The organism is Brachybacterium sp. AOP3-A1-3 (assembly GCF_052378285.1).
Classification (GTDB): Bacteria; Actinomycetota; Actinomycetes; order Actinomycetales; family Dermabacteraceae; genus Brachybacterium.
This window is the reverse complement of the sequence record NZ_JBQSXM010000022.1, coordinates 1-20,152: the sequence shown is the minus strand read 5'-3', so window position 1 is coordinate 20,152 and position 20,152 is coordinate 1. Positions and strand designations below refer to the sequence as shown.

At 68.0% G+C, this 20,152-nt stretch carries 16 protein-coding genes; 11 read left to right on the top strand and 5 right to left on the bottom strand.

Features of this window, described 5'->3' with window-relative positions; translation table 11 throughout:
* Positions 1-140 precede the first annotated feature (140 nt).
* Positions 141-1,049 (top strand): endo-beta-N-acetylglucosaminidase H, encoded by a 909-nt coding sequence (locus tag ACT3T5_RS17415; RefSeq protein ID WP_444579813.1) that lies wholly within the window; start codon positions 141-143, stop codon positions 1,047-1,049.
* A 104-nt stretch (positions 1,050-1,153) separates the two neighbouring features.
* Here ACT3T5_RS17415 and ACT3T5_RS17410 read toward each other — a convergent pair whose 3' ends face one another.
* The 5 genes from ACT3T5_RS17410 to ACT3T5_RS17390 are packed head-to-tail and all read right to left on the bottom strand — an operon-like array spanning position 1,154 to position 7,213.
* Complete coding sequence (locus ACT3T5_RS17410) at positions 1,154-2,908, bottom strand: ABC transporter substrate-binding protein (RefSeq protein ID WP_444579814.1); 1,755 nt, start codon at positions 2,906-2,908, stop codon at positions 1,154-1,156.
* A 46-nt stretch (positions 2,909-2,954) separates the two neighbouring features.
* Positions 2,955-4,052, bottom strand: coding sequence for an ABC transporter ATP-binding protein (locus tag ACT3T5_RS17405; protein WP_444579816.1), 1,098 nt, complete (start codon positions 4,050-4,052; stop codon positions 2,955-2,957).
* Positions 4,049-5,161, bottom strand: coding sequence for an ABC transporter ATP-binding protein (locus ACT3T5_RS17400; protein WP_444595047.1), 1,113 nt, complete (start codon positions 5,159-5,161; stop codon positions 4,049-4,051). Before ACT3T5_RS17400 ends, ACT3T5_RS17405 begins: the two co-directional genes overlap by 4 nt.
* Positions 5,158-6,087 (bottom strand): ABC transporter permease, encoded by a 930-nt coding sequence (locus ACT3T5_RS17395; RefSeq protein WP_444579972.1) that lies wholly within the window; start codon positions 6,085-6,087, stop codon positions 5,158-5,160. Before ACT3T5_RS17395 ends, ACT3T5_RS17400 begins: the two co-directional genes overlap by 4 nt.
* A 1-nt stretch (position 6,088) precedes the next feature.
* On the bottom strand, positions 6,089-7,213 hold the full coding sequence (locus tag ACT3T5_RS17390; protein ID WP_444595046.1) for an ABC transporter permease: 1,125 nt from the start codon (positions 7,211-7,213) through the stop codon (positions 6,089-6,091).
* Between the two features lie 408 nt (positions 7,214-7,621).
* On the opposite strand from ACT3T5_RS17390, the gene ACT3T5_RS17385 reads away from it, so the two are divergent.
* The 10 genes from ACT3T5_RS17385 (at position 7,622) to tyrS (ending at position 19,473) form a co-directional block, all read left to right on the top strand.
* Positions 7,622-8,455, top strand: coding sequence for an EndoS/ChiA family endoglycosidase (locus ACT3T5_RS17385; protein WP_444579970.1), 834 nt, complete (start codon positions 7,622-7,624; stop codon positions 8,453-8,455).
* A 202-nt stretch (positions 8,456-8,657) separates the two neighbouring features.
* The gene (argC, locus tag ACT3T5_RS17380) at positions 8,658-9,785 is read left to right on the top strand and encodes an N-acetyl-gamma-glutamyl-phosphate reductase (protein WP_444579969.1); all 1,128 of its coding nucleotides are present in this window, start codon (positions 8,658-8,660) and stop codon (positions 9,783-9,785) included.
* Positions 9,786-9,889: 104 nt separating this feature from the next.
* The gene (argJ, locus tag ACT3T5_RS17375) at positions 9,890-11,059 is read left to right on the top strand and encodes a bifunctional glutamate N-acetyltransferase/amino-acid acetyltransferase ArgJ (RefSeq protein ID WP_193117988.1); all 1,170 of its coding nucleotides are present in this window, start codon (positions 9,890-9,892) and stop codon (positions 11,057-11,059) included.
* Positions 11,056-12,057 carry an acetylglutamate kinase gene (gene argB / locus ACT3T5_RS17370; RefSeq protein WP_226850379.1) on the top strand — a complete coding sequence of 334 codons (1,002 nt, stop codon included), beginning with the start codon at positions 11,056-11,058 and terminating at the stop codon, positions 12,055-12,057. The genes argJ and argB overlap by 4 nt, the downstream gene beginning before the upstream one ends.
* Complete coding sequence (locus ACT3T5_RS17365; RefSeq protein WP_444579967.1) at positions 12,050-13,327, top strand: acetylornithine transaminase; 1,278 nt, start codon at positions 12,050-12,052, stop codon at positions 13,325-13,327. Before argB ends, ACT3T5_RS17365 begins: the two co-directional genes overlap by 8 nt.
* A 1-nt stretch (position 13,328) precedes the next feature.
* Positions 13,329-14,312 carry an ornithine carbamoyltransferase gene (argF, locus tag ACT3T5_RS17360; protein ID WP_444579966.1) on the top strand — a complete coding sequence of 328 codons (984 nt, stop codon included), beginning with the start codon at positions 13,329-13,331 and terminating at the stop codon, positions 14,310-14,312.
* A complete protein-coding gene (locus ACT3T5_RS17355) occupies positions 14,309-14,908 on the top strand; it encodes an arginine repressor (RefSeq protein ID WP_443351089.1) in 600 nt (199 codons plus the stop codon). Before argF ends, ACT3T5_RS17355 begins: the two co-directional genes overlap by 4 nt.
* Positions 14,909-15,058: 150 nt before the next feature.
* Positions 15,059-16,294, top strand: coding sequence for an argininosuccinate synthase (locus ACT3T5_RS17350; protein ID WP_444579965.1), 1,236 nt, complete (start codon positions 15,059-15,061; stop codon positions 16,292-16,294).
* Positions 16,291-17,829, top strand: coding sequence for an argininosuccinate lyase (gene argH, locus ACT3T5_RS17345; protein ID WP_444579964.1), 1,539 nt, complete (start codon positions 16,291-16,293; stop codon positions 17,827-17,829). Before ACT3T5_RS17350 ends, argH begins: the two co-directional genes overlap by 4 nt.
* 375 nt (positions 17,830-18,204) lie before the next feature.
* Complete coding sequence (tyrS, locus tag ACT3T5_RS17340; RefSeq protein WP_444579963.1) at positions 18,205-19,473, top strand: tyrosine--tRNA ligase; 1,269 nt, start codon at positions 18,205-18,207, stop codon at positions 19,471-19,473.
* Positions 19,474-20,152 lie beyond the last annotated feature (679 nt).

Sequence of the window (20,152 nt, the reverse complement as noted above, 5' to 3'; positions counted from 1 at the left end):
CGGCGGATCGCTCGTCCCGGAACAGATGGCTCGGAAGACCTGGTACTTACGCGCTCAAGTGTCTACAGTCACAGAGGTCGGGGCAACGGTGCCCCGAGCGCCCGAGGCAACCGGGCGTCATCCGCACTGGAGGTCATCGCATGGCACGCATCACTCGCAGATCCCTGCTCACAGGCGTCGGGAGTCTGGCTGTCGGAGGAGTGGGCGCGAGCCTGCTGGCTGGCCCCGCAGCTGCAGAGCCGGTTCGCCGAGGGGGCCGGATCGCCTCGGTCGCCTACATCGAGGTCAATGACAATTCCCTGCTGAACGTCGGTCAGTACACGCTGGAGGACGGCAGTCCTGCCTTCGACATCGCCGTGATCTTCGCGGCGAACATCAACTACGACGGTGAACGGGCGTACCTGCACCTCAACGAGAACGTCCAGCACCTGCTGGACAACGTGGATACCTATGTCAGGCCACTGCAGGAGAAGGGGATCAAGGTCGTCCTCTCGATCCTCGGCAACCATCAGGGTGCCGGCTTCGCGAACTTCCCCGATGCTCGGGCGGCCGACCGGTTCGCCCGCGAGGTGACGACACTCGTGCGCCGCTACGGTCTTGACGGGGTGGACCTCGATGACGAGTGGTCGGAGTACGGGAAGAACGGCACAGGCCTGCCCAACGACTTCTCCTTCGTCGCCTTCGTGGCGTCGCTGCGCAAGCGACTTCCGAACCGTCTGATCACGTTCTATGTGATCGGACCGTCTGCCGAACACCAGGAGTTCGAGGGGCGGCGCGTGGGCGACCTGGTCGACTACGCCTGGAACCCCTACTACGGGAGCTTTCGAGACTTCTCCGTCCCGGGTCTGCCCCGTTCCCAGTACGGGGCGGCCGCAGTCGACCTCGGCTCGAGCGCCACCTCACCGGAACTGGTCCGTGAGTTCGCCCAGAGGACGGCTGACGGCGGCTATGGGGCGTTCGTGACGTATCAGCTCCAGACCGGAGACCAGTCCGAGATCGTCTCTGCCATGACGGAACCCCTCTACGGCAGCGCATCGCACGTCAGCTGACCCACCGACGCCGCGTCAGAGCCCGCAACACAGGACGCACAGCATGGGTACACAGGCCAGGACCGGACCTCCGCGGTCGGAGGTCCGGTCCTGGCCTGCGGTGATCAGGACGACGGGGTGAAGTCCGCGATCGTCTGGATCATGTTGTTGTAGCCGTCAACACGCGGGAAGTAGTCGATCTCCGACGCTTCGGCGAGCCCCGACCACTTCATGGTCGAGAACATCCCACCGGCGCCGTTGGACTGGACCGGAATGTACGGAGCATCGTCAGCGACCGCCTGCTGCAGGACCTGGCAGTGCTCGATGATCGCGTCGACCTGATCGGGCGGTGTCGTCGTGATTGCCAGCAGAGCATCGTTGGCCGCATCGGGCATCTCCCAGCGACCGTAGTTGCCATCCGCGACCTCGTCGCCGATGTCGTAGATCTTCGTATGCCGGTACATGGTGAACGCCTGGTAGGCGCCACCCGCGGCATTCGTGGTCCAGAGCGACAGCTCGTAGTCACCCTTCGCCTGCGCAGGACCGAAGACATCGGGCGGGAGCGGCGTGAACGCGATGGACAGTCCGAGGTTGGTGGACCACTGGTCCACCACGATCGGCATCGTCGTCATCTCGGCGGGATTGTCGTTCTGGATGTGCAGCTTCAGCGGATATTCCTTGCCATCCTTCTCCAGGTTGCCCTGGTCGTTGACGGTCCATCCCGCATCTGCGAGTTCCTTCTTCGCCGCCTCGACATCAGGAGTCATGGGGTTCTTGAACTCGTCCTTGAGCATCGCTTCATAGATGCCGGTGTCGAGTCCGCTGACTGACGGAACCGTGTACGCGATACCGGCTGCGTCGGCGACGATCCCCATGTCGACGGCCGAGCGCAGTGCTCGACGCACGGCGGGGTCCTGCGTCGGCCCCTTGTGGGTGGCCATGATGATCCCGCGGGTGGAACCGTCCGGATAATAGAAGTACCCGTTGTGGTCCTCCATCGTCACGAAGTTCGTGACGACTCCCGGTGCGCCGCCCTGCGACCAGTCGACATCACCCTGGGTGATCTGGGACTCGATATTGCCGGCGGTGCCGGAGGGAACGAGGTGGACCTCCTTGAGGTCCGGGCTGACATCGCCCCAGTAGTCGTCGCGGATCTCGACCTCGATCTGCTGGCCGGCGAACTTCTTGAGCCGACCTGGACCCGTCCCCACCGGGGACTTGTCCTGGTAGTTCTGACGGTCGAGGTCCTTGTAGATGTGCTCCGGGTAGATCGGGAAGTACAGGGACAGGGGGAGGTCCTCGGTGTACTGCGGCTCGTTGTAGGTGACGACGACCGTCGTCTCGTCCGGGGTCTCGATGGGCTTGACGAGCCACGGCAGGTTGCCGTCCTCATCGGGCTCGGTACCAGGCTCCTCGAAGATGAAGCCGTAGGTGAAGGCAACATCTTTCGACGTGAACTTCTCTCCGTCATTCCAGGTGACGTCGTCGCGCAGCGTGTACGTGGCGACCTTGCCTCCCTCGGTGTACTCGACCTCCTTCCCGAGGTTCGGGACCAGTGCGGAGCCGTCCGTCGAAGAGATCCGGAAGAGGGTCTCCCAGAAAAGCGCATTGCCGGGGGCCGAATCACCGCCGCCGAAGACGTTGAAGTTCTCCGGGAACACGTTGGAGGTCGCCACGACGGCACCGACGCGCAAGATGCCGTCGTTGTCGATCGTGCCTTCTGTGGAGCGAGGGCCTGAGCCACCGCTGTCAGAGGCACCGCTGCCCCCACCGCCGGTCTTCCCTCCGCAGGCTGCCAGGGTGGCCGCGGTGATCGCCGCGGCACCCATGCCGAGCACTGATCGGCGATCGAACGACGTATGCGTCAAACGCTGAGACATGGAACTACTCCTTCATTGCAGTATCCGTGAGTTTCCGGGATCGGTGTCACGACTGCCGCTCGTACTCTGCGGCGTTCTCCGCCTGCCAGCACTGCACCGAATGGGCGTCCTGCGTGCTGCGGAACAGGGGGAGGTCTTGGGAGGTGCACTTCGGCATGGCCACAGGGCACCTGTCCGCGAACCGGCAGCCTCTGATGTCCGACGAATTGTCGACCGGGCGCGATTCAGCGATGGGCTCGTGCGTCAGCTTGCCGGAACCCTTGAATCGTGCCGGGTCGGGGGCCGCGCTGAGCAGGAGTTTCGTGTACGGGTGGAGGGGCGAGGAGATGATGCTCTCCGTCGGGCCTTCCTCGATGATCTTGCCGCCGTACATGACATGGATGCGATCAGAGAGGTAACGGGCGCTCGCGATGTCGTGCGTGATGTAGAGGACCGCGATCTTCTCCGACTCCCGAAGATCCTTCAGCAGGTTCAGCACGTCGAGCCGGATCGAGGCGTCGAGCATCGACGTCGGTTCGTCGGCGAGGATCACGTCCGGATCCACGGCAAGTGCTCGGGCGATCGCGATCCGCTGGCGCTGACCTCCGGAGAGGTCGGTGGGATACCTGTCCAGGTACCGCGAGGACGGCGTCATGTTCGCCTTCTCGAGCAGATCCGCGGTGCGCTCCGTGTTCTCGGACCTGCTCAGACGGGGGAAATGGATCTTCACGACGCGGGAGATGATCGTCCGGACCTTCTTCAGCCCGTTCAGCGAGGCGAAGGGATCCTGGTAGATCAGCTGCACATTGCGGTAGTACGCCCGTTCGGCGCGGCCTCCGCGCACGTGGATCGGCTTTCCCTTGTACAGGATTTCGCCGTGGGTCGGCTTGTAGATCAGAGCGAAGAGCCGCGCGATCGTGGTCTTGCCGGATCCGGACTCTCCGACGAGGGAGCTGATCTGCCCGGGGTAGAGCGTGAGGTCGACGCCGTCCAGTGCCCGGATCGTCACCGGGCGCCCCGCGCTGTCGGTCCCGGGGAAGTGCACATGGACATTGCGCGCTTCCAGGACCGGCACCGCCGTCTCGTCCGGCGTGTTCCGAGTGCTGGGTGCTACGGCGTCCGCGGGAGCGGCCGAGGCAGGAGAGCGGCGTGCGGACGTGCTCATCGGTGGTCTCCCTCTTCCTGGTCGTCGGCTGCCTTGCTCTGCTCGGACAGCTCTGTCTCGCTGAGTTCTCCGTTGCTGCGGAAACAGGCGCTGCGCCCCTGCGGGATGTCACGGAGCTCGGGTATGCGCTGATGGCAGATCGGCATCGCCGAACCGCATCGTGGCGCAAAGGCGCAACCGGGCGGGAGGTCCAACAGATCCGGGGGAGAGCCCGCAATGCCCGAGAGCCGGCGCACCGGTTCGGAGAGTGGCGGGAACGCCTGGCGAAGAGCACGTGTGTAGGGGTGCTTCGCGCTGCCGTGGAGTCGGGCAGCTGTGCCGTTCTCGACGATCTTGCCGCCGTACATGATGGCGATGCGGTCCGAGATCTCCAGGAGCAGGGACAGGTCATGGGTCACGAAGACGACGGCGAATCCCAGTCGTTCCTGGGCCGCCAGCACCTGGTCGAGGATCTGCCGCTGCATCACGACGTCGACCGCGGTGGTCGGCTCGTCCATGAGGACGAGGTCCGGATCGCAGGCGAGCGAGAGCGCGATGAGAGCCCGCTGCTGCATGCCGCCGGAGAGCTGGAACGGGAAGGCCGTCAGTCGGTCGGAGCTGATCCCCACCATGGTCAGGAGGTCTGCGGCCTGGTCGCGTGCGTCCTGTTCCGAGAGCCGAGAATCATGCGTACGGATGACGTCGGTGAACTGCTCTCCGAGCCGGATGACGGGATTCAGGCTCGCCATCGCGGACTGCATGACGACGGAGATCTTGGTCCAGCGGTAGGGGGCGAGCTCGGCCTCGCTGAGAGCCGCGAGATCGACCGGGTCGGTGCCGTCCGTCGGATGGAAGACGATCTCTCCGGCGCTGGTCGCCGCGGGCATCCGCTGCAGTCGCCCGAGTGCGTTGAGCAGGGTGGACTTCCCGCTGGCGGATTCGCCGGCGACCCCGAGGATCTCCCCGCGTTTGAGGGTGAGATCGATGTCGTCGCAGGCGCGGATGTTCCCGGCTTCCGTCACGTAATCGACGCAGAGGCCGCGGACGTCCAAGAGTGTCGGCGAGTTCTCGAGCCGGTCGATGATCTCCGATTCGGTCTCGAGGATTGCAGGTGCAGTGGTGAGTGTCATCGCGTGGCCATCTCCTTCTTCCGCGCGGCAGCGGTGCTGCGGGATCGGTCCCGTAGGAATACCCGCATGAGCTTCATCCGCTTGCTCGACAGCGTGGGGTTGGTGATCTCGTCGAAGCCGAAATTGACCATGGTGGTCGCGAATCCGATGAGGCACAGGGCGAGGCCCGGAGGAATGAACCACCACCAGAGGCCACGGAAGAGGGCGTTCTGCGTCATCGCCCAGTTGATCATCAGGCCCCAGGAGGGTTCCGACGGATTGCCGATGCCCAGGAAGGCCAAGGCAGCCTGCTGGTTCACGCCAGCGGCGATGAGGCCGAGGAACATCGGGGAGATGACTCCGAGCAGGTGGGGCATGACCTCGACCAGGATGATCCGTGCCCGGGATTCCCCGACGGTACGCAGCGCAGTGGTGAAATCGCGGCCCCGCAGGCTCATGGTCTGAGCGCGGATCTGCCTGGCCCCGCTGGCCCATTCGATGCCGCCGATGACGATGGAGACCAGCAACCAGTTCGCGTTCTGGAAGGCTGCGGCCACGATGAACAGCAGGGCGAAGGTCGGGAAGTTTCCGAAGACCAGGATCGTCCCGTTGAGGAATCGGTCCACGAGCCCGCCGGAGAATCCTGCCCAGGCACCGATGACGACTGTGAGCACCGTGCCGATCACGGCGGAGGCGAATCCGACCAGCATCGACGTGCGCGTGCCGTAGAGCATCCACGCCATGACGTCCTGGCCCTGGCTGGTGGTGCCGAGCCAGTGCGTTGAGTCCGGCGGACCTCCGGTCAGATTCTGGTAATCGACCTGCTGCGGGGTCATGCCCAGCACGTTCTGGCTGAACCAGGGCCCGAAGAACGCGGTGAGCGTGAACACCGCGATGATGGCGAGGCCGATCTGCACCTTGCCGATGAGGAGGAAGCGCTTCAGCATGTCACTTCACCTCTCGTGTACGTGGGTCCAGGAGGACGTAGACGGAATCGGCGATGAAGTTGAACAGCAGCGAAGCGAAGATGACCATGAGCATCACGCCCTGCATGACGGGGTAGTCGCGGGCAGCCTGTGCTCCGGTGAGGAGTGATCCGATTCCGGGGTAGATGAACACCGTCTCGGCGAGGATCACCGCCGTCAGCGCGCCGCCCATGGACTGCGCGAGCCCCGTGAAGTTGGGCAGCAGGGCGTTTCGCGCGGCGTAACGGCTGCGAATCCTGTTCTCCGGCAGGCCCTTGGCGCGGGCGAGCTGGACGTAGTCCTCGTTGACGGTCGTGATCATCATGTTGCGCATGGAGAACAGCCATCTGGCGAAGCCGACGATGATCAAGGTGAAGAGCGGACGTGCACCGTGGAAGAGGGCGGAGAGGTAGAAGTCAAGGCTGGTGAAGTCGATCTCGAGCGAGTTGTTGTATGCGCCCTGGTTCGGGAACCAACCGTTGCTGTAGGCCAGGTACCAGACGATGAGCAGGCCGAGCCAGAATGCAGGGATCGAGCTGAAGAACATCGACACAGGGGTCAGGATCGCGTCGAGCCGGCGTCCGGGCTTCCACCCGAGCCGTGCTCCGAGGTACGTGCCGATGATCCAGCCGAGCACGGTGGAGACGATGGCCAGGTAGAGGGTCCAGGGGAGAGCGCGCCCGATGAGCTCGGTGACGGAGATCGGGTAGTACTGCGCGGATTGACCGAGGTCGCCCTGCACGAGTCGCGAGAAGTAGTCCCAGAACTGGAGCAGCACGGGACGGTCCGGATCCCCGTAGCGCGCCTTGATCAGCTGGGACTGATAGCCGGACGGCGGGGCGCCAGTGCGGTTGGTGATGTCGCGGATCATCTGGGTTGCCGGATCGCCCGGCATGAAGCGCGGCAGGATGAAGTTCACCAGGATGCTCACGATGGCCACGGTCAGGTACATCGTGAGGCGCTGTCGCAGATAGACGAGTCCGGCGAGTCGACTCGATCGCGCTCCGGGCCGGCGGCCCGGTGCTGTGGACCCGTCGTGTGTCGACTCGGCAGCACGGGTCGCTTCGGCTACCGGTGTCACGGCGTCGATGGGGGCAGGCTCGGTCATCATCACCACCTCGTGAACGCGACGTACCTCGGAGTTCGAGCAATCGTCGATGATTGGTTGTCCAGCGTGACTTTAGCGGTTAACTTGGCTGTTCCGGACCACGTTACCCACTCGTGACCGAACCGAGGATCGATGTTGGGGCAATGGTCCGGGACGCGACTCCCTGCAGGGAGCTGTGCCGACGGCGGGCGACGACGCCCGTATGGAGAAAGGCCACCGATGACTCAGAACACTTCTCGCCGCGCCCTGATAGCAGGGGCGATGGGTGCCGCAGCACTCGGAACGTCGACGCTGGCTGCGGCGGCACCACCGGAACCCTCGCGGGGGCAGGGCCTCCTGCCCGGGGCGACGGAGGAGGAGAGGATGCCACGCCACGCGCGGCAGTCAGAAGGAGGTGATGGGTGCGAGATGGCTCCTCCGCTCGAGTTCGCCTACTTCCGCACCTGGCACGACCGGGCGGTCGACCCGACTCGTCCGAACTCGATGGGGGAGATTCCCGCGGAGATCGACCTGGCCTTCGTCTTCCCCGACTACACCCCGGATGACAGTCCGTTCTGGACCGTGCTGCGTGAGGAGTACGTGCCAGCTCTCCGCAGCAGGGGAACCCGCGTCGTGAGGACCACGGACATCCAGGCCGTCCTGGATCCTGCATTCCCGGATACCGCCGACGGGCACCGCGCGAATGCCGAGCACCTTGTGGAGACGCTGGTCGAGGCGCACGGGCTCGATGGTCTGGACATCGATATGGAGCGCACCCTCGACGAGTCCGAGACGGCACGAGCGGTGGGGGTGTTCCTCGAGCTCTCGCGACTGATCGGCCCCAAGAGCGGGACCGACCGACTCTTCATCTACGACACCAACCGGGACGGGCGTGTGCCGCTGTTCCGCGCCACGCCCGACTGCTTCGACTTCGTTCTGGTGCAGTCCTATGGACGCTCGATCTCGTCGCTGCAGTCGACCTGGGATTCCTTCGCGCCGTTCATCGACCCGGAGCAGTACCTCATCGGATTCTCGTTCTACGAGGAGAACGACGGGTCGAACGAGTGGAACGACACCTCGGATCCCTTCGAAGAGTCCCGGGCCGTGGAGTTCGCCGATTGGCAGCCCGACGGGGCGGCGAAGGGTGGCATCTTCTCGTATGCCGTCGACCGCGATGGCGTCGCCTTCAAGGACGACGCGATCACGCACACCACCTACGAGTGGAGCAAGGCGCTGAAGCATCGCATGCTCGACCAGGCCTGAGCGGATGCTCTCCCCGACGTGAAAGGGCCGGCTCACTGCCTCGCCGTGCTGCCTCGCGGCCATATGGCGCGGACGGGGGTGGGTTCGTCGAGGAGGTCATGGTGCCGATGTCATGCCGTGCGGGACGGGTCCTCGGGACGAGTGATCGACGCCCTCCGATGCCAACTGGCTGTTCATGCACTCTGCTGTATATACTTCCGGTATGACTTCCGCATCGGGCACCCCCGCCTCTGCTTCCCCTGTCTCTGCTGCGCCTCGCGACGCGTCGGCGCGCCTGCCGCGCGTCGCCGTCGTCGGCGCTTCCGGGTACGCCGGGGGAGAGACGCTGCGACTGCTGTCCGCGCATCCCGGGGTCGAGATCGCGACGGTCGCCGCGCATTCCAGTGCGGGCAAGCGGCTGAGCGAGGTCGCGCCGCACATCGACCTCGGTCATGACCCGATCCTGACGGAGACCTCCGTCGAGTCGCTCAGCGGTCACGACGTCGTCGTCCTCGCACTGCCTCACGGCCAGTCCGGGCAGATCGCGGCCGCACTGCGCGAGAAGGATCCGGACGTGCTGGTGCTGGATCTCGGCGCCGATCATCGGCTCGAGAGCGCCGAGGACTGGGCCGAGTACTACCGGTCCGAGCACTCCGGCACCTGGACCTACGGCATGCCCGAGCTGCCGCTGGCCGACGGCACCCGGCAGCGCGATCAGATCGTCGGCGCCCGAGAGATCGCCGTGCCCGGCTGCAACGCGACGGCCGTATCCCTCGCGCTGGCACCGCTCGTGCGCGCCGGCCTGATCGACCACACCCAGCTCAGCGCCGTTCTGCCCGTGGGCTACTCCGGGGCCGGCCGCTCGGCCAAGCAGCACCTGATGTTCGCAGAAGCCTCCGGCAGCGCCGCACCGTACGCCGTCGGAGGCAGTCACCGCCACGTGCCCGAGGTGCTGCAGAACCTCCGTCGCTCCTCCGGGAAGGACGGCCTGCGACTCACCTTCACTCCGGTGCTGGTGCCGATGAGCCGCGGCATCCTCGCGGTGCTCAACGCCCCGGTCACGGGATCCGCCACCACGGCGGACCTCCTCGCCGCCCTGACCGCCGACTATGCGCACGAGCATTTCGTGACCGTGCTGCCCGAGGGCGTCTTCCCCACGACCGGCGAGGTCACCGGGGCCAACACGATCCGTCTGGGTGCCGCCGTGGACCATCGCAGCGGCCAGGCCACCGTGATCGCCGCGATCGACAACCTGGTCAAGGGCACCGCGGGTGCGGCGATCCAGTCGCTCAACCTCGCGCTCGGCCTGCCCGAGGCCACCGGCCTCACCCGCACCGCACTCGCCCCCTGAGGGCCGGCCGTCCGCACCGCACGCGTCCGGCCCGACCGTGCCCCCCGCCGTCGGCCCGGTCCCGTCGGCCCCTCCCGTTCTCGACCCTCCCCGAGGAGTTCCTCATGACGATCACCCGCCCTCGCGGCTTCCGCGCAGCCGGACTCGCCGCCGGCATCAAGTCCACCGGCGCCGCCGATCTCGCCCTCGTCGTCAACGACGGCCCGCGTGACGTCGCCGCCGCCGTGTTCACCTCGAACCGGGTCCAGGCCGCCCCTGTCCTCTGGTCCCGCGAGGCCGTGGCCGACGGCCGCGCCCGCGCGGTCGTGCTGAACTCCGGCGGCGCGAACGCCTGCACCGGGCCCGAGGGCTTCGCCGACACCCATCGCACCGCGGAGCACCTCGCGAGCCTGCTCGACGTCTCCGCCCAGGACGTGCTGGTCTGCTCGACCGGACTGATCGGGGAGCGGCTGCCGATGGAGCCACTGCTGGCCGGCGTCGCCGCCGCCAGCGAGCAGCTCGCCGCCGGGGCGGACTCGGATGCGGCCGCCTCCCGCGCGATCATGACCACCGACTCGGTGCCGAAGACCGCAGAGGTCACGACTGCGTCCGGAGCGATCGTCGGCGGCATGGCGAAGGGGGCGGGCATGCTCGCCCCGCAGCTCGCGACGATGCTCGTGGTGCTCACCACCGATGCGGACGTCGACGCCACGATCGCGCAGGAGGCCCTGAAGGCGGCCACCTCGACCACCTTCGACCGGGTGGATTCCGACGCCTGCATGTCCACCAACGACACCGTCATCCTGCTCGCCTCCGGGGCCAGCGGCGTGATGGTCGCGGCCGACGAGCTCACCGAGGCGATCCGGGCCGTCAGCGCGGACCTCGCCCGGCAGCTGGTGGCGGACGCCGAGGGCGCGAGCCATGACGTCCACGTCGTGGTCCGCTCGGCGACCTCCGAGCAGTCCGCCCTCGCGGTGGCCCGCGAGATCGCCCGCTCCAACCTGGTCAAGGCCGCGATCTTCGGCAACGACCCCAACTGGGGCCGGATCGTCTCCGCGGCCGGCTGCGTGCCCGAGGCGGTCGCACCCTTCGACGTCGCCGATCTCAGCGTCACTGTCAACGGGATCGAGGTGTGCCGTGGCGGCGGGGCCCACCGCGACCGCTCCGAGGTGGACATGACCCCGCGCGAGACCCTCATCGAGGTCGATCTCGGCGCCGGGGAGGCCACCGGTGACATCTGGACCAACGACCTCACCCACGACTACGTCGAAGAGAACAGCGCCTACTCCTCATGACCTCTCCGCAGAACACTCCCCAGCCCGCCGCAGGGCCCGAGGCCGACACCGCCGAGGGCCAGCTGGTCGGCAAGAACCCGCTCGCGCAGCTCGACGCCGCCCGCACCGAGGCGCGCGAGAAGTCCGAGGTGCTCATCGAGGCGATGCCCTGGATGCAGCGCTTCCGCGGGAAGATCGTCGTGGTCAAGTACGGCGGCAACGCCATGGTCGACGACGAGCTGCGTCGCGGTTTCGCGGCGGACATGGTCTTCATGCGGCTGGCCGGCATCCACGTCGTCGTCGTCCACGGCGGCGGCCCCCAGATCAACACGATGCTCGAGCGCGTCGGCATCGACTCCACCTTCCAGGGCGGGCTGCGCGTCACCGACACGGACACGATGGACGTGGTGCGCATGGTCCTGGTGGGCCAGGTGGGCCGGCAGCTCGTGGGCCTCATCAACCATCACGGGCCGTTCGCGGTCGGGATGTCCGGTGAGGACGCACGGCTGTTCACCGCCACCCGTCGCGGCACCGTCGTGGACGGCGAGGACGTGGACCTCGGGCACGTGGGCGCCGTCAACGGCGTCAACATCGACGGCATCAGCGACCTCCTGGCCAGCGGCCGGATCCCGGTGATCTCCTCGATCGCCCCCGAGGTCGACGCCGACGGCAACCCCACCGGGGAGGTGCTGAACATCAACGCCGATCTCGCGGCCGCGGCCCTCGCCGAGGGTCTGGACGCCGAGAAGCTCGTGATGCTCACCGACGTCGAGGGGCTGTACCGCGACTGGCCCGACCGCAGCTCGCTGATCCCCGAGATCTCCGCGACCGAGCTGCGCGAGATGCTGCCCTCCCTCACCGCCGGGATGATCCCGAAGGCGGAGGCGCTGCTGGGCGCGGTCGACGCCGGGGTGCGCACCGCCGCCATGATCGACGGCCGGATCGAGCACGCGGTGCTGCTGGAGGTCTTCACGACCAAGGGTGTGGGCACGATGGTGAGGAGGGACGACTATGTCTGAGGACGAGATGACGGGCACGACGACGACCACCGGCGCGACGACGACCGGCGCGACGCCCACGGACCACGTGGCGGGGGAGTCCTTCGAGGATCGCTACCGCGAGGCCCTGCTGCCCGTGTTCGGCACCCCGCAGAAGGTTCTCGCCCGCGGCGAGGGAGTGCGCGTCTGGGACACCGACGGGAAGGAGTACCTCGACCTGCTGGCCGGGATCGCCGTGAACACCCTGGGTCACGCCCACCCGTCGATCCTCGCGGCGCTGACCAAGCAGGCAGGCACCCTCGGCCACGTCTCGAACTTCTTCGCCAGCGCCCCGCAGATCGAGCTCGCCGAGAAGCTGCTCGCGCTCGCCGAGGCCCCGGAGGGGTCCGCGGTGTTCTTCGCGAACTCGGGCTCGGAGGCGAACGAGGCGGCGTTCAAGATCGCCCGCCGCACCGGCCGCCCGCGCATCCTGGCGCTGTCGAACTCCTTCCACGGCCGCACCATGGGCGCCCTCGCACTGACCTCGAAAGAGGCCTACCGGGCCCCCTTCGAGCCGCTCCCGGGCGGGGTCGAGTTCCTCCCCGCAGGCGATGAGCAGGCCCTCGCCGAGGCGCTCGCGCCCGGGGACGTCGCCGCCGTCTTCGCCGAGCCCATCCAGGGCGAGGCCGGAGTGCAGCCGCTCAGCCGCGACTACCTGCTGGCACTGCGTCGCCTCACCCGCGAGCACGGCACCCTGCTGGTCCTCGACGAGGTCCAGACCGGGATCGGCCGCAGCGGCCACTGGTTCGCGCATCAGGCGGTCGACGATCTCCAGCCCGACGTCATGACGCTGGCCAAGGGCCTCGGCGGCGGGTTCCCGATCGGCGCCGTGATCACCTACGGACCGAAGGTCCACGACCTCCTCCAGCCCGGTCAGCACGGCACCACCTTCGGCGGCAACCCGCTCGCCTGCGCCGTGGCGCTCGCCCTGCTCGGAACCCTCATCGAGGACGACCTGCTCGAGCATGTGCGCACCGTCGGCGCCCGCTTCACGGCCGACGTGCTCGCCCTCGGCGACCCGTTGATCTCCGAGGTGCGCGGAGCGGGTCTCCTGATCGGGATCGGGCTCACGGCCCCGATCGCCCCGCAGGTCGCCGCGGCGGCCCTGCAGGCAGGGTTCATCGTCAACGCCCCGAACTCCACCACCCTGCGCCTCGCGCCACCGCTCATCATCACGCAGGCGGACCTCGACGAGTTCGTCGCCGCCCTGCCCGGACTGCTCAAGGTCGCGGCCCCCGAAGGAGAGAACTGATATGCCCCGCCACTTCCTGCGCGACGACGACCTCAGCTCCGCCGAGCAGAAGGAGGTCCTGGCCCTCGCTCTCGAGCTCGCGGGTGACCGCTTCGCCCAGCGGCCGCTCGAGGGCCCCCGCACCGTCGCGATCCTGTTCGACAAGTCCTCGACCCGGACCCGCATCTCCTTCGCGACCGGCGTCGCCGAGCTGGGCGGCAGCCCGCTCGTCATCGAGGCGGGGAACAGCCAGCTGGGCCGGGGAGAGTCCATCGCGGACACCACCGAGGTGCTCACCCGCATGGTCTCCGCGATCGTGTGGCGCACCTTCGGCCAGGAGCGGATCGAGGAGATGGCGTCGGTCTCGACCGTCCCCGTCGTCAACGCGCTGACCGACGAGTTCCACCCCTGCCAGATCCTCGCCGACCTGCAGACCATCGCCCAGCACACGGGGGGCCTCGCCGACGGCGACGCCGCCCTGGCCGGGCGCTCCATGGCCTACCTCGGCGACGGCGCGAACAACATGTCCCACTCGTACCTGCTGGGCGGGGTGACCGCCGGCATGGACGTGCGGATCGGCGCGCCCGCCTCCCACCAGCCCGATCCCGAGATCGTGGCCCGGGCCCGGGAGATCGCCGCGACCACCGGCGGAGCGGTCACCGTCACCGAGGACCCGCGCGAGGCCGTGGCGGGCGCGACCGCGGTCCTCACCGACACCTGGGTGTCGATGGGGCAGGAGGGTGAGGACGGCCGGGGCGAGGAGACCTTCGCGCCCTACCAGGTCACCGAGGAGCTCATGGAGCTCTCCGGCGGAATCTTTCTGCACTGCCTGCCCGCCTACCGCGGCAAGGAGGTCGCCGCCTCGGTGATCGACGGCCCCGCCTCGGTGGTGTGGGACGAGGCGGAGAACCGCCTGCATGCGCAGAAGGCTCTGCTCACCTGGCTCCTCACCCACCCTGACGAGGAGACCGCCGAGCACGCTCGGCCCCGGGGCGCGCGACGATGAGCGAGCAGCGGCGGGCACTGGCCCAGACCAAGACGTCCCGTCAGCAGCGCATCGTGCAGCTGCTGACGCACCAGGAGGTCTCCTCGCAGTCCCAGCTCGCGCAGCTGCTGACCGCCGAAGGGACCGAGGTCACCCAGGCGACCCTCTCGCGCGATCTCGTCGAGCTCCAGGCGGAGAAGGTCCGGGGCTCCGCGGGGAGTCTCGTCTACCGGCTCCCGCCGGAGGGCGGCACGAATCGGCCGGCAGGGCCCCCGGCCGAGAACGAGCTGCTCGAGGCCCGCCTGCCCCGCCTCGCGGAGGGCCTGCTGGTCTCCGCCGAGGCGAGCGGCAATCTCGTCGTCGTGCGGACCCCTCCCGGGGGTGCGCAGTATCTCGCCTCGGCCCTGGACAGGTCGGTCATGCCCGATGTCCTGGGTACGATCGCCGGTGACGACACCGTGCTGCTGATCGCCCGGGATCCCGACGGCGGGGATCGGCTCGCCGCCCGCCTGCTCGATCTCGCCGAAGGCCGACGGGACGCCTCCGATCCGCCGGAACCCGCCCCTGAGCGCCGGCATCGCGCCGATCCGCAGCACCCGATCCCGACGACCCGATAGACCCGCAGCACCGCAAGACCAGCAAGACCCCAAGACCCGATGGAACCCGCACGACAGGACCCCGCCCTGGGCGACCAGGGCACCGGGTGCATCGCACCCGCGGGACAATCCGTAGAACGTGCTCAGCAGAACTCGATTAGGAGCATTCCCGTGACCGAACGCATCGTCCTCGCCTACTCCGGCGGCCTCGACACCTCCGTGGCCATCGGCTGGATCCACGACGCCACCGGCGCCGACGTCATCGCCTGTGCGGTGGACGTGGGCCAGGGCGGCGAGGACCTCGAGGTCATCCGCCAGCGCGCCCTGGACTGCGGCGCCGTCGAGGCCTATGTGGCCGACGCCCGCGACGAGTTCGCGGAGGAGTACTGCATGCAGGCGCTCAAGGCCAACTCGCTGTACATGGACGCCTACCCGAACGTCTCGGCGATCTCCCGCCCGGTGATCACCAAGCACCTCGTGAAGGCCGCCAAGAAGTTCGGCGCCACGACCGTGGCCCACGGCTGCACCGGCAAGGGCAACGACCAGGTGCGCTTCGAGGTCTCGATCACCTCGCTCGCTCCCGAGCTCAAGTGCATCGCCCCGGTGCGCGACCTCGCGCTGACCCGCGACAAGGCGATCCAGTACGCCGAGCAGAAGGGTCTGCCGATCGAGACCACGAAGCACAACCCGTTCTCCATCGACCAGAACGTGTGGGGCCGCGCCATCGAGACCGGTTTCCTCGAGGACATCTGGAACGAGCCCACCAAGGACATCTTCAGCTACACCGACGACCCGGCCTTCCCGCCGGTCGCCGACGAGGTCGTCATCTCCTTCGAACGCGGCATCCCCGTCGCGATCGACGGCCGGAAGGTGACCCCGTTGGAAGCGATCCAGGAGCTGAACCGTCGCGCCGGCGCCCAGGGCATCGGCCGGATCGACATCGTCGAGGACCGTCTCGTGGGCATCAAGTCCCGTGAGGTCTACGAGGCCCCCGGCGCGATGGCACTGATCACCGCGCACCAGGAGCTGGAGCGTGTGACGCTCGAGCGCGAGCAGGCCCGCTTCAAGCGCACCGTGGGCGATCGCTGGACCGAGATGGTCTACGACGGCCAGTGGTTCTCCCCCCTGAAGAAGTCCCTGGACGCGTTCATCGACGAGACCCAGCGCTACGTGAACGGCGACATCCGCATGACCCTCCACGGCGGCCGCGCCACCGTGACCGGTCGCCGCAGCGAGACCGGCCTGTACGACTTCAACCTCGCCACCTACGACGAGGGCGACACCTTCGACCAGGGCAGCGCCCGCGGCTTCATCGACATCTACGGCCTGGCCGCCAAGCAGGCAGCGGCCCGCGACGTCGCCTTCGGCAATGGGGAGGACCTCACCACCGGCGAGGCCGACGCATGAGCTCGGACGGGATGAGCTCGGCAGGGATCAGCTCGGCGGGGGTGCCCTCCTCGGGGGCCGCCGCCCCTGCCGGGGACCCCTCCGTCGCCGCGGACCTCTCGGCTGCCGGGGATCCGTCGGCCGCGCAGGAGCGTGCCTCCCTGTGGGGCGGCCGCTTCGGCTCCGGCCCGGCGGCGGCGCTCGCCGCGCTGTCGGTGTCCACGCACTTCGACTGGCGCCTGGCGCAGTACGACCTGCGGGGGTCCAAGGCCCACGCGAACGTCCTGCACACCGCGGGCCTGCTGAGCGACGACGAGCTCGCCACGATGCAGGGCGCGCTGGATCAGCTCGCCGCCGACGTCGCCTCCGGGGAGTTCGTCGCGGCACCGGATGACGAGGACGTGCACACCGCCCTCGAGCGCGGCCTCATCGAGCGGGCCGGGGGAGAGGTGGGCGGCAAGCTGCGCGCCGGCCGCTCCCGCAACGACCAGATCGCCACCCTGATCCGGCTGTTCATCCGGGACCAGGCGCGTGTCGTCGGTGACCAGGTGCTGGACCTGGTCGACGTGCTGCTCGCACGCGCCCTGGAGGTGCACGGCGTGCCGATGCCCGGACGCACGCATCTCCAGCATGCCCAGCCGCTGCTGCTGAGCCATCATCTGCTGGCCCACGCCTGGCCGCTGCTGCGCGATGTGGAGCGCCTGCGGGATCTGGATCGTCGTGCGGACTGCTCGCCCTACGGCTCCGGCGCCCTGGCCGGCTCGAGCCTCGGCCTGGATCCGCAGGCCGTCGCCGCCGAGCTCGGGTTCTCCGACTCGGTCTGGAACTCGATCGACGGGACCGCCTCGCGGGACCTGACCGCGGAGTTCTCCTTCGTGCTCGCGATGATCGGCATCGACCTCTCCCGCCTGGCGGAGGAGGTCATCCTGTGGAACACCAAGGAGTTCTCGTTCATCACTCTGGACGACTCCTTCTCCACGGGCTCCTCGATCATGCCGCAGAAGAAGAACCCCGACATCGCCGAGCTCGCGCGGGGCAAGGCCGGACGCATCGTCGGTGACCTCGTCGGTCTGCTGACCACGCTCAAGGCGCTGCCCCTGGCGTACAACCGGGATCTCCAGGAGGACAAGGAGCCGGTCTTCGACCAGGTCGACTCCCTGGGCCTGGTGCTGCCGGCGTTCACCGGGATGATGGCGACGCTCACCTTCCACACCGAGAGGATGGCGGAGCTGGCCCCGCAGGGCTTCTCCCTGGCCACCGACATCGCCGATCACCTGGTGCGCAATGGGGTGCCCTTCCGCAGCGCCCATGAGATCTCGGGCGCCTGCGTGAAGGTGGCCGAGGAGCAGGACAAGGAGCTGTGGGACCTCACCGACGACGAGTTCGCCGAGATCTCCGAGCATCTGGACGCCTCGGTGCGCGACGTCCTCTCCGTCGAGGGTTCCATCGCGTCCCGCGACGCCAAGGGAGGGACCGCCCCGGTGCGGGTCGCGGAGCAGGAGCAGGCCGTCTCCGACGCCCTCACCTCTCTGCGCGAGTTCACGCGCGGCCGCTGAGCCGCCGCGCTCCGAGCACTCGCCGTCAGCGGCCGGTGACCGCCATGGTCGCCGGCCGCTGCGTCACTCTCCGAGAAGGTGCCGCGCGGAGACGGTCCCTCGTGGCGACAGTCCCTCGTGACGACGGTGCCGCGCGGAGACAGTCCCTCGTGGCGACGGTTCCGTGTCGAGACGGCCCCGTGTGCCGCGACGCGAGTGCTCGGAGAGTCCCGCACTCTTCCGTCATGGCACGAGCGGTCCCCCCGGTCACGGATCTGGGATACTGGGCACCGGCGCCACCCAGGCGCTGACGGTCCGAACCGCGCACGACGAACTCGTCGGCCGTCTCGGACCGCTGACCGGCACATCCTGTGCCTCACCGAGAGGAACCGATCGATGCATTCCGTCCTGGACGAGCTCGCCTGGCGAGGACTCGTCGTACAGACCACCGGGCGCGAAGCGCTCGGCAGCGCTCTGGCGGACGGACCGATCAGCCTCTATTGCGGCTTCGACCCGACCGCAGCCTCCCTCCACGTGGGGCACCTGACCCAGGTGCTCACGATGCGGCGCCTGCAGCTGGCGGGTCACCACCCCTACGCCCTCGTGGGCGGGGCGACCGGCCTGATCGGCGATCCCCGGATGTCGGGGGAGCGCGTGCTCAACGACGCTGAGCTCGTGAGGACCTGGGTGGACAGCCTGCGTGGGCAGATCTCCCGATTCCTCGACCTCGACGGAGAGTTCGCCGTGACCATGGTGAACAACCTCGACTGGATCGGACAGATGAGCGCCCTCGACTTCCTGCGGGACATGGGCAAGCACTTCCGGATGGGGACGATGCTCGGGAAGGAGACTGTCTCGCGCCGCCTGCAGAGCGACGAGGGGATCAGCTACACCGAGTTCAGCTACCAGGTGCTCCAGGGCATCGACTTCCTCGAGCTCCACCGGAGGCACGGAGTCAGCCTCCAGTTCGGGGGCAACGATCAGTGGGGGAACCTGCTCTCGGGTGTCGAGCTGATCCACAAGGTGGAGGGACATGACGCCCACGCTCTGACCACCCCCCTGGTCACCAAGGCCGACGGCACCAAGTTCGGGAAGAGCGAGGGCGGCGCGATCTGGCTCGATCCCGAGCTCACCAGCCCGTACGCCTTCCACCAGTTCTGGCTCAATGCGGCCGATGCGGATGTCGTGAACTACCTGAAGTACTTCACCTTCCGTGGCCAGGAGGAGATCGCCGAGCTCGAGCAGGCCACGCGGGAGGCCTCGCACAAGCGGGCTGCGCAGCGCGCTCTGGCCGATGAGCTCACCACGATGGTCCATGGCCAGCAGGCGACGGACCAGGCCACCGCCGCAGCCGCGGTGCTCTTCGGCCGCGGGGACGTGCGTGAGCTGGACGAGGCCACCATCGTCTCGATCGCCCGCGAGCTCCCGGGTGCAGAGGTCGCACCGACGACCCCGTTGGTCGACGCCTTCGTGGAGGCAGGCATCGTGCAGTCCAAGGGGGCTGCACGGCGTGGCGCCGATGAGGGTGGGTTGTCCGTGAACGGCGAGAAGCTCTCTGCTGACACCCTTGCCCAGGAGATCGGAGACCTCCAGCTGCTGCCAGGTCGCCACCTCCTGCTGCGCCGCGGACGGAAGAACGCTGCGATGGTCCGTCTGGTCGGCTGACGACCTGATGCCCTCGAACGCCCCGTTCCCTCCTGCGTGGAGGGGCCGGGGCGTTCTGCATTCCGGGGAGGCCGCCCGAGGAGCCCGCCCTGGGAAGAGTGCACGAGGGGTCCGCAGGAGGACCCTGGAGCAGCCGGCGCCCGTGCCTGGAGCGGACGTCGCCGACGCACTGCCATGGCGTCGACGCCGGCAGCAACTCCTGGTGACCCCACTCTCAGACGTGGGTCACATCGGGCCCGATGAGCGCTTTCCGAGCGCGGGAAAACCTTCGTTGACCTGCAGGTATGCCTCAACGGCCGGGTGAACGGAGCCTGAATTCCTCGGTTTGCCAGACCCTCTCGAGGTGCGTAATGTTCTTTCTTGTCAGCAGCGAGGACGCAGACACGACAGGCCGAGCAGCTCCCCCGGGAGCAGCGGCACGGAGTGGATGCGGAAGAGCTGAGGGCCCGAGAGAGCGGGAGACCGCACGATCGGCTGTGACTGCTTCACTGGAAGGATCGCCAGACGATCTGGACGAGACGCAGGACACGGACTGCGGAGTTGGACAGGGCCGCGAAGAACTGCTAGAGTAGTGACTCGCGCCGGGCCGACGAAGTACGAAGTCGCAAGACGGTTACTACCGGCTGGCGCATCCGAGCCTCTGACTCACGCCGCTTGATGCGGTGCGATGACGATGTGT

Excerpts from the sequence above, each read along its gene's own strand:
- ACT3T5_RS17395 (WP_444579972.1), bottom strand. The coding sequence starts at position 6,087 with ATGCTGAAGCGCTTCCTCCTCATCGGCAAGGTGCAGATCGGCCTCGCC.
- argH (WP_444579964.1), top strand. The coding sequence starts at position 16,291 with ATGAGCTCGGACGGGATGAGCTCGGCAGGGATCAGCTCGGCGGGGGTG.
- ACT3T5_RS17400 (WP_444595047.1), bottom strand. The coding sequence starts at position 5,161 with ATGACACTCACCACTGCACCTGCAATCCTCGAGACCGAATCGGAGATC.
- ACT3T5_RS17405 (WP_444579816.1), bottom strand. The coding sequence starts at position 4,052 with ATGAGCACGTCCGCACGCCGCTCTCCTGCCTCGGCCGCTCCCGCGGAC.
- argJ (WP_193117988.1), top strand. The coding sequence starts at position 9,890 with ATGACGATCACCCGCCCTCGCGGCTTCCGCGCAGCCGGACTCGCCGCC.
- argB (WP_226850379.1), top strand. The coding sequence starts at position 11,056 with ATGACCTCTCCGCAGAACACTCCCCAGCCCGCCGCAGGGCCCGAGGCC.
- ACT3T5_RS17355 (WP_443351089.1), top strand. The coding sequence starts at position 14,309 with ATGAGCGAGCAGCGGCGGGCACTGGCCCAGACCAAGACGTCCCGTCAG.
- argC (WP_444579969.1), top strand. The coding sequence starts at position 8,658 with ATGACTTCCGCATCGGGCACCCCCGCCTCTGCTTCCCCTGTCTCTGCT.
- ACT3T5_RS17365 (WP_444579967.1), top strand. The coding sequence starts at position 12,050 with ATGTCTGAGGACGAGATGACGGGCACGACGACGACCACCGGCGCGACG.
- tyrS (WP_444579963.1), top strand. The coding sequence starts at position 18,205 with ATGCATTCCGTCCTGGACGAGCTCGCCTGGCGAGGACTCGTCGTACAG.
- ACT3T5_RS17390 (WP_444595046.1), bottom strand. The coding sequence starts at position 7,213 with ATGACCGAGCCTGCCCCCATCGACGCCGTGACACCGGTAGCCGAAGCG.
- argF (WP_444579966.1), top strand. The coding sequence starts at position 13,329 with ATGCCCCGCCACTTCCTGCGCGACGACGACCTCAGCTCCGCCGAGCAG.
- ACT3T5_RS17385 (WP_444579970.1), top strand. The coding sequence starts at position 7,622 with ATGGCTCCTCCGCTCGAGTTCGCCTACTTCCGCACCTGGCACGACCGG.
- ACT3T5_RS17415 (WP_444579813.1), top strand. The coding sequence starts at position 141 with ATGGCACGCATCACTCGCAGATCCCTGCTCACAGGCGTCGGGAGTCTG.
- ACT3T5_RS17410 (WP_444579814.1), bottom strand. The coding sequence starts at position 2,908 with ATGTCTCAGCGTTTGACGCATACGTCGTTCGATCGCCGATCAGTGCTC.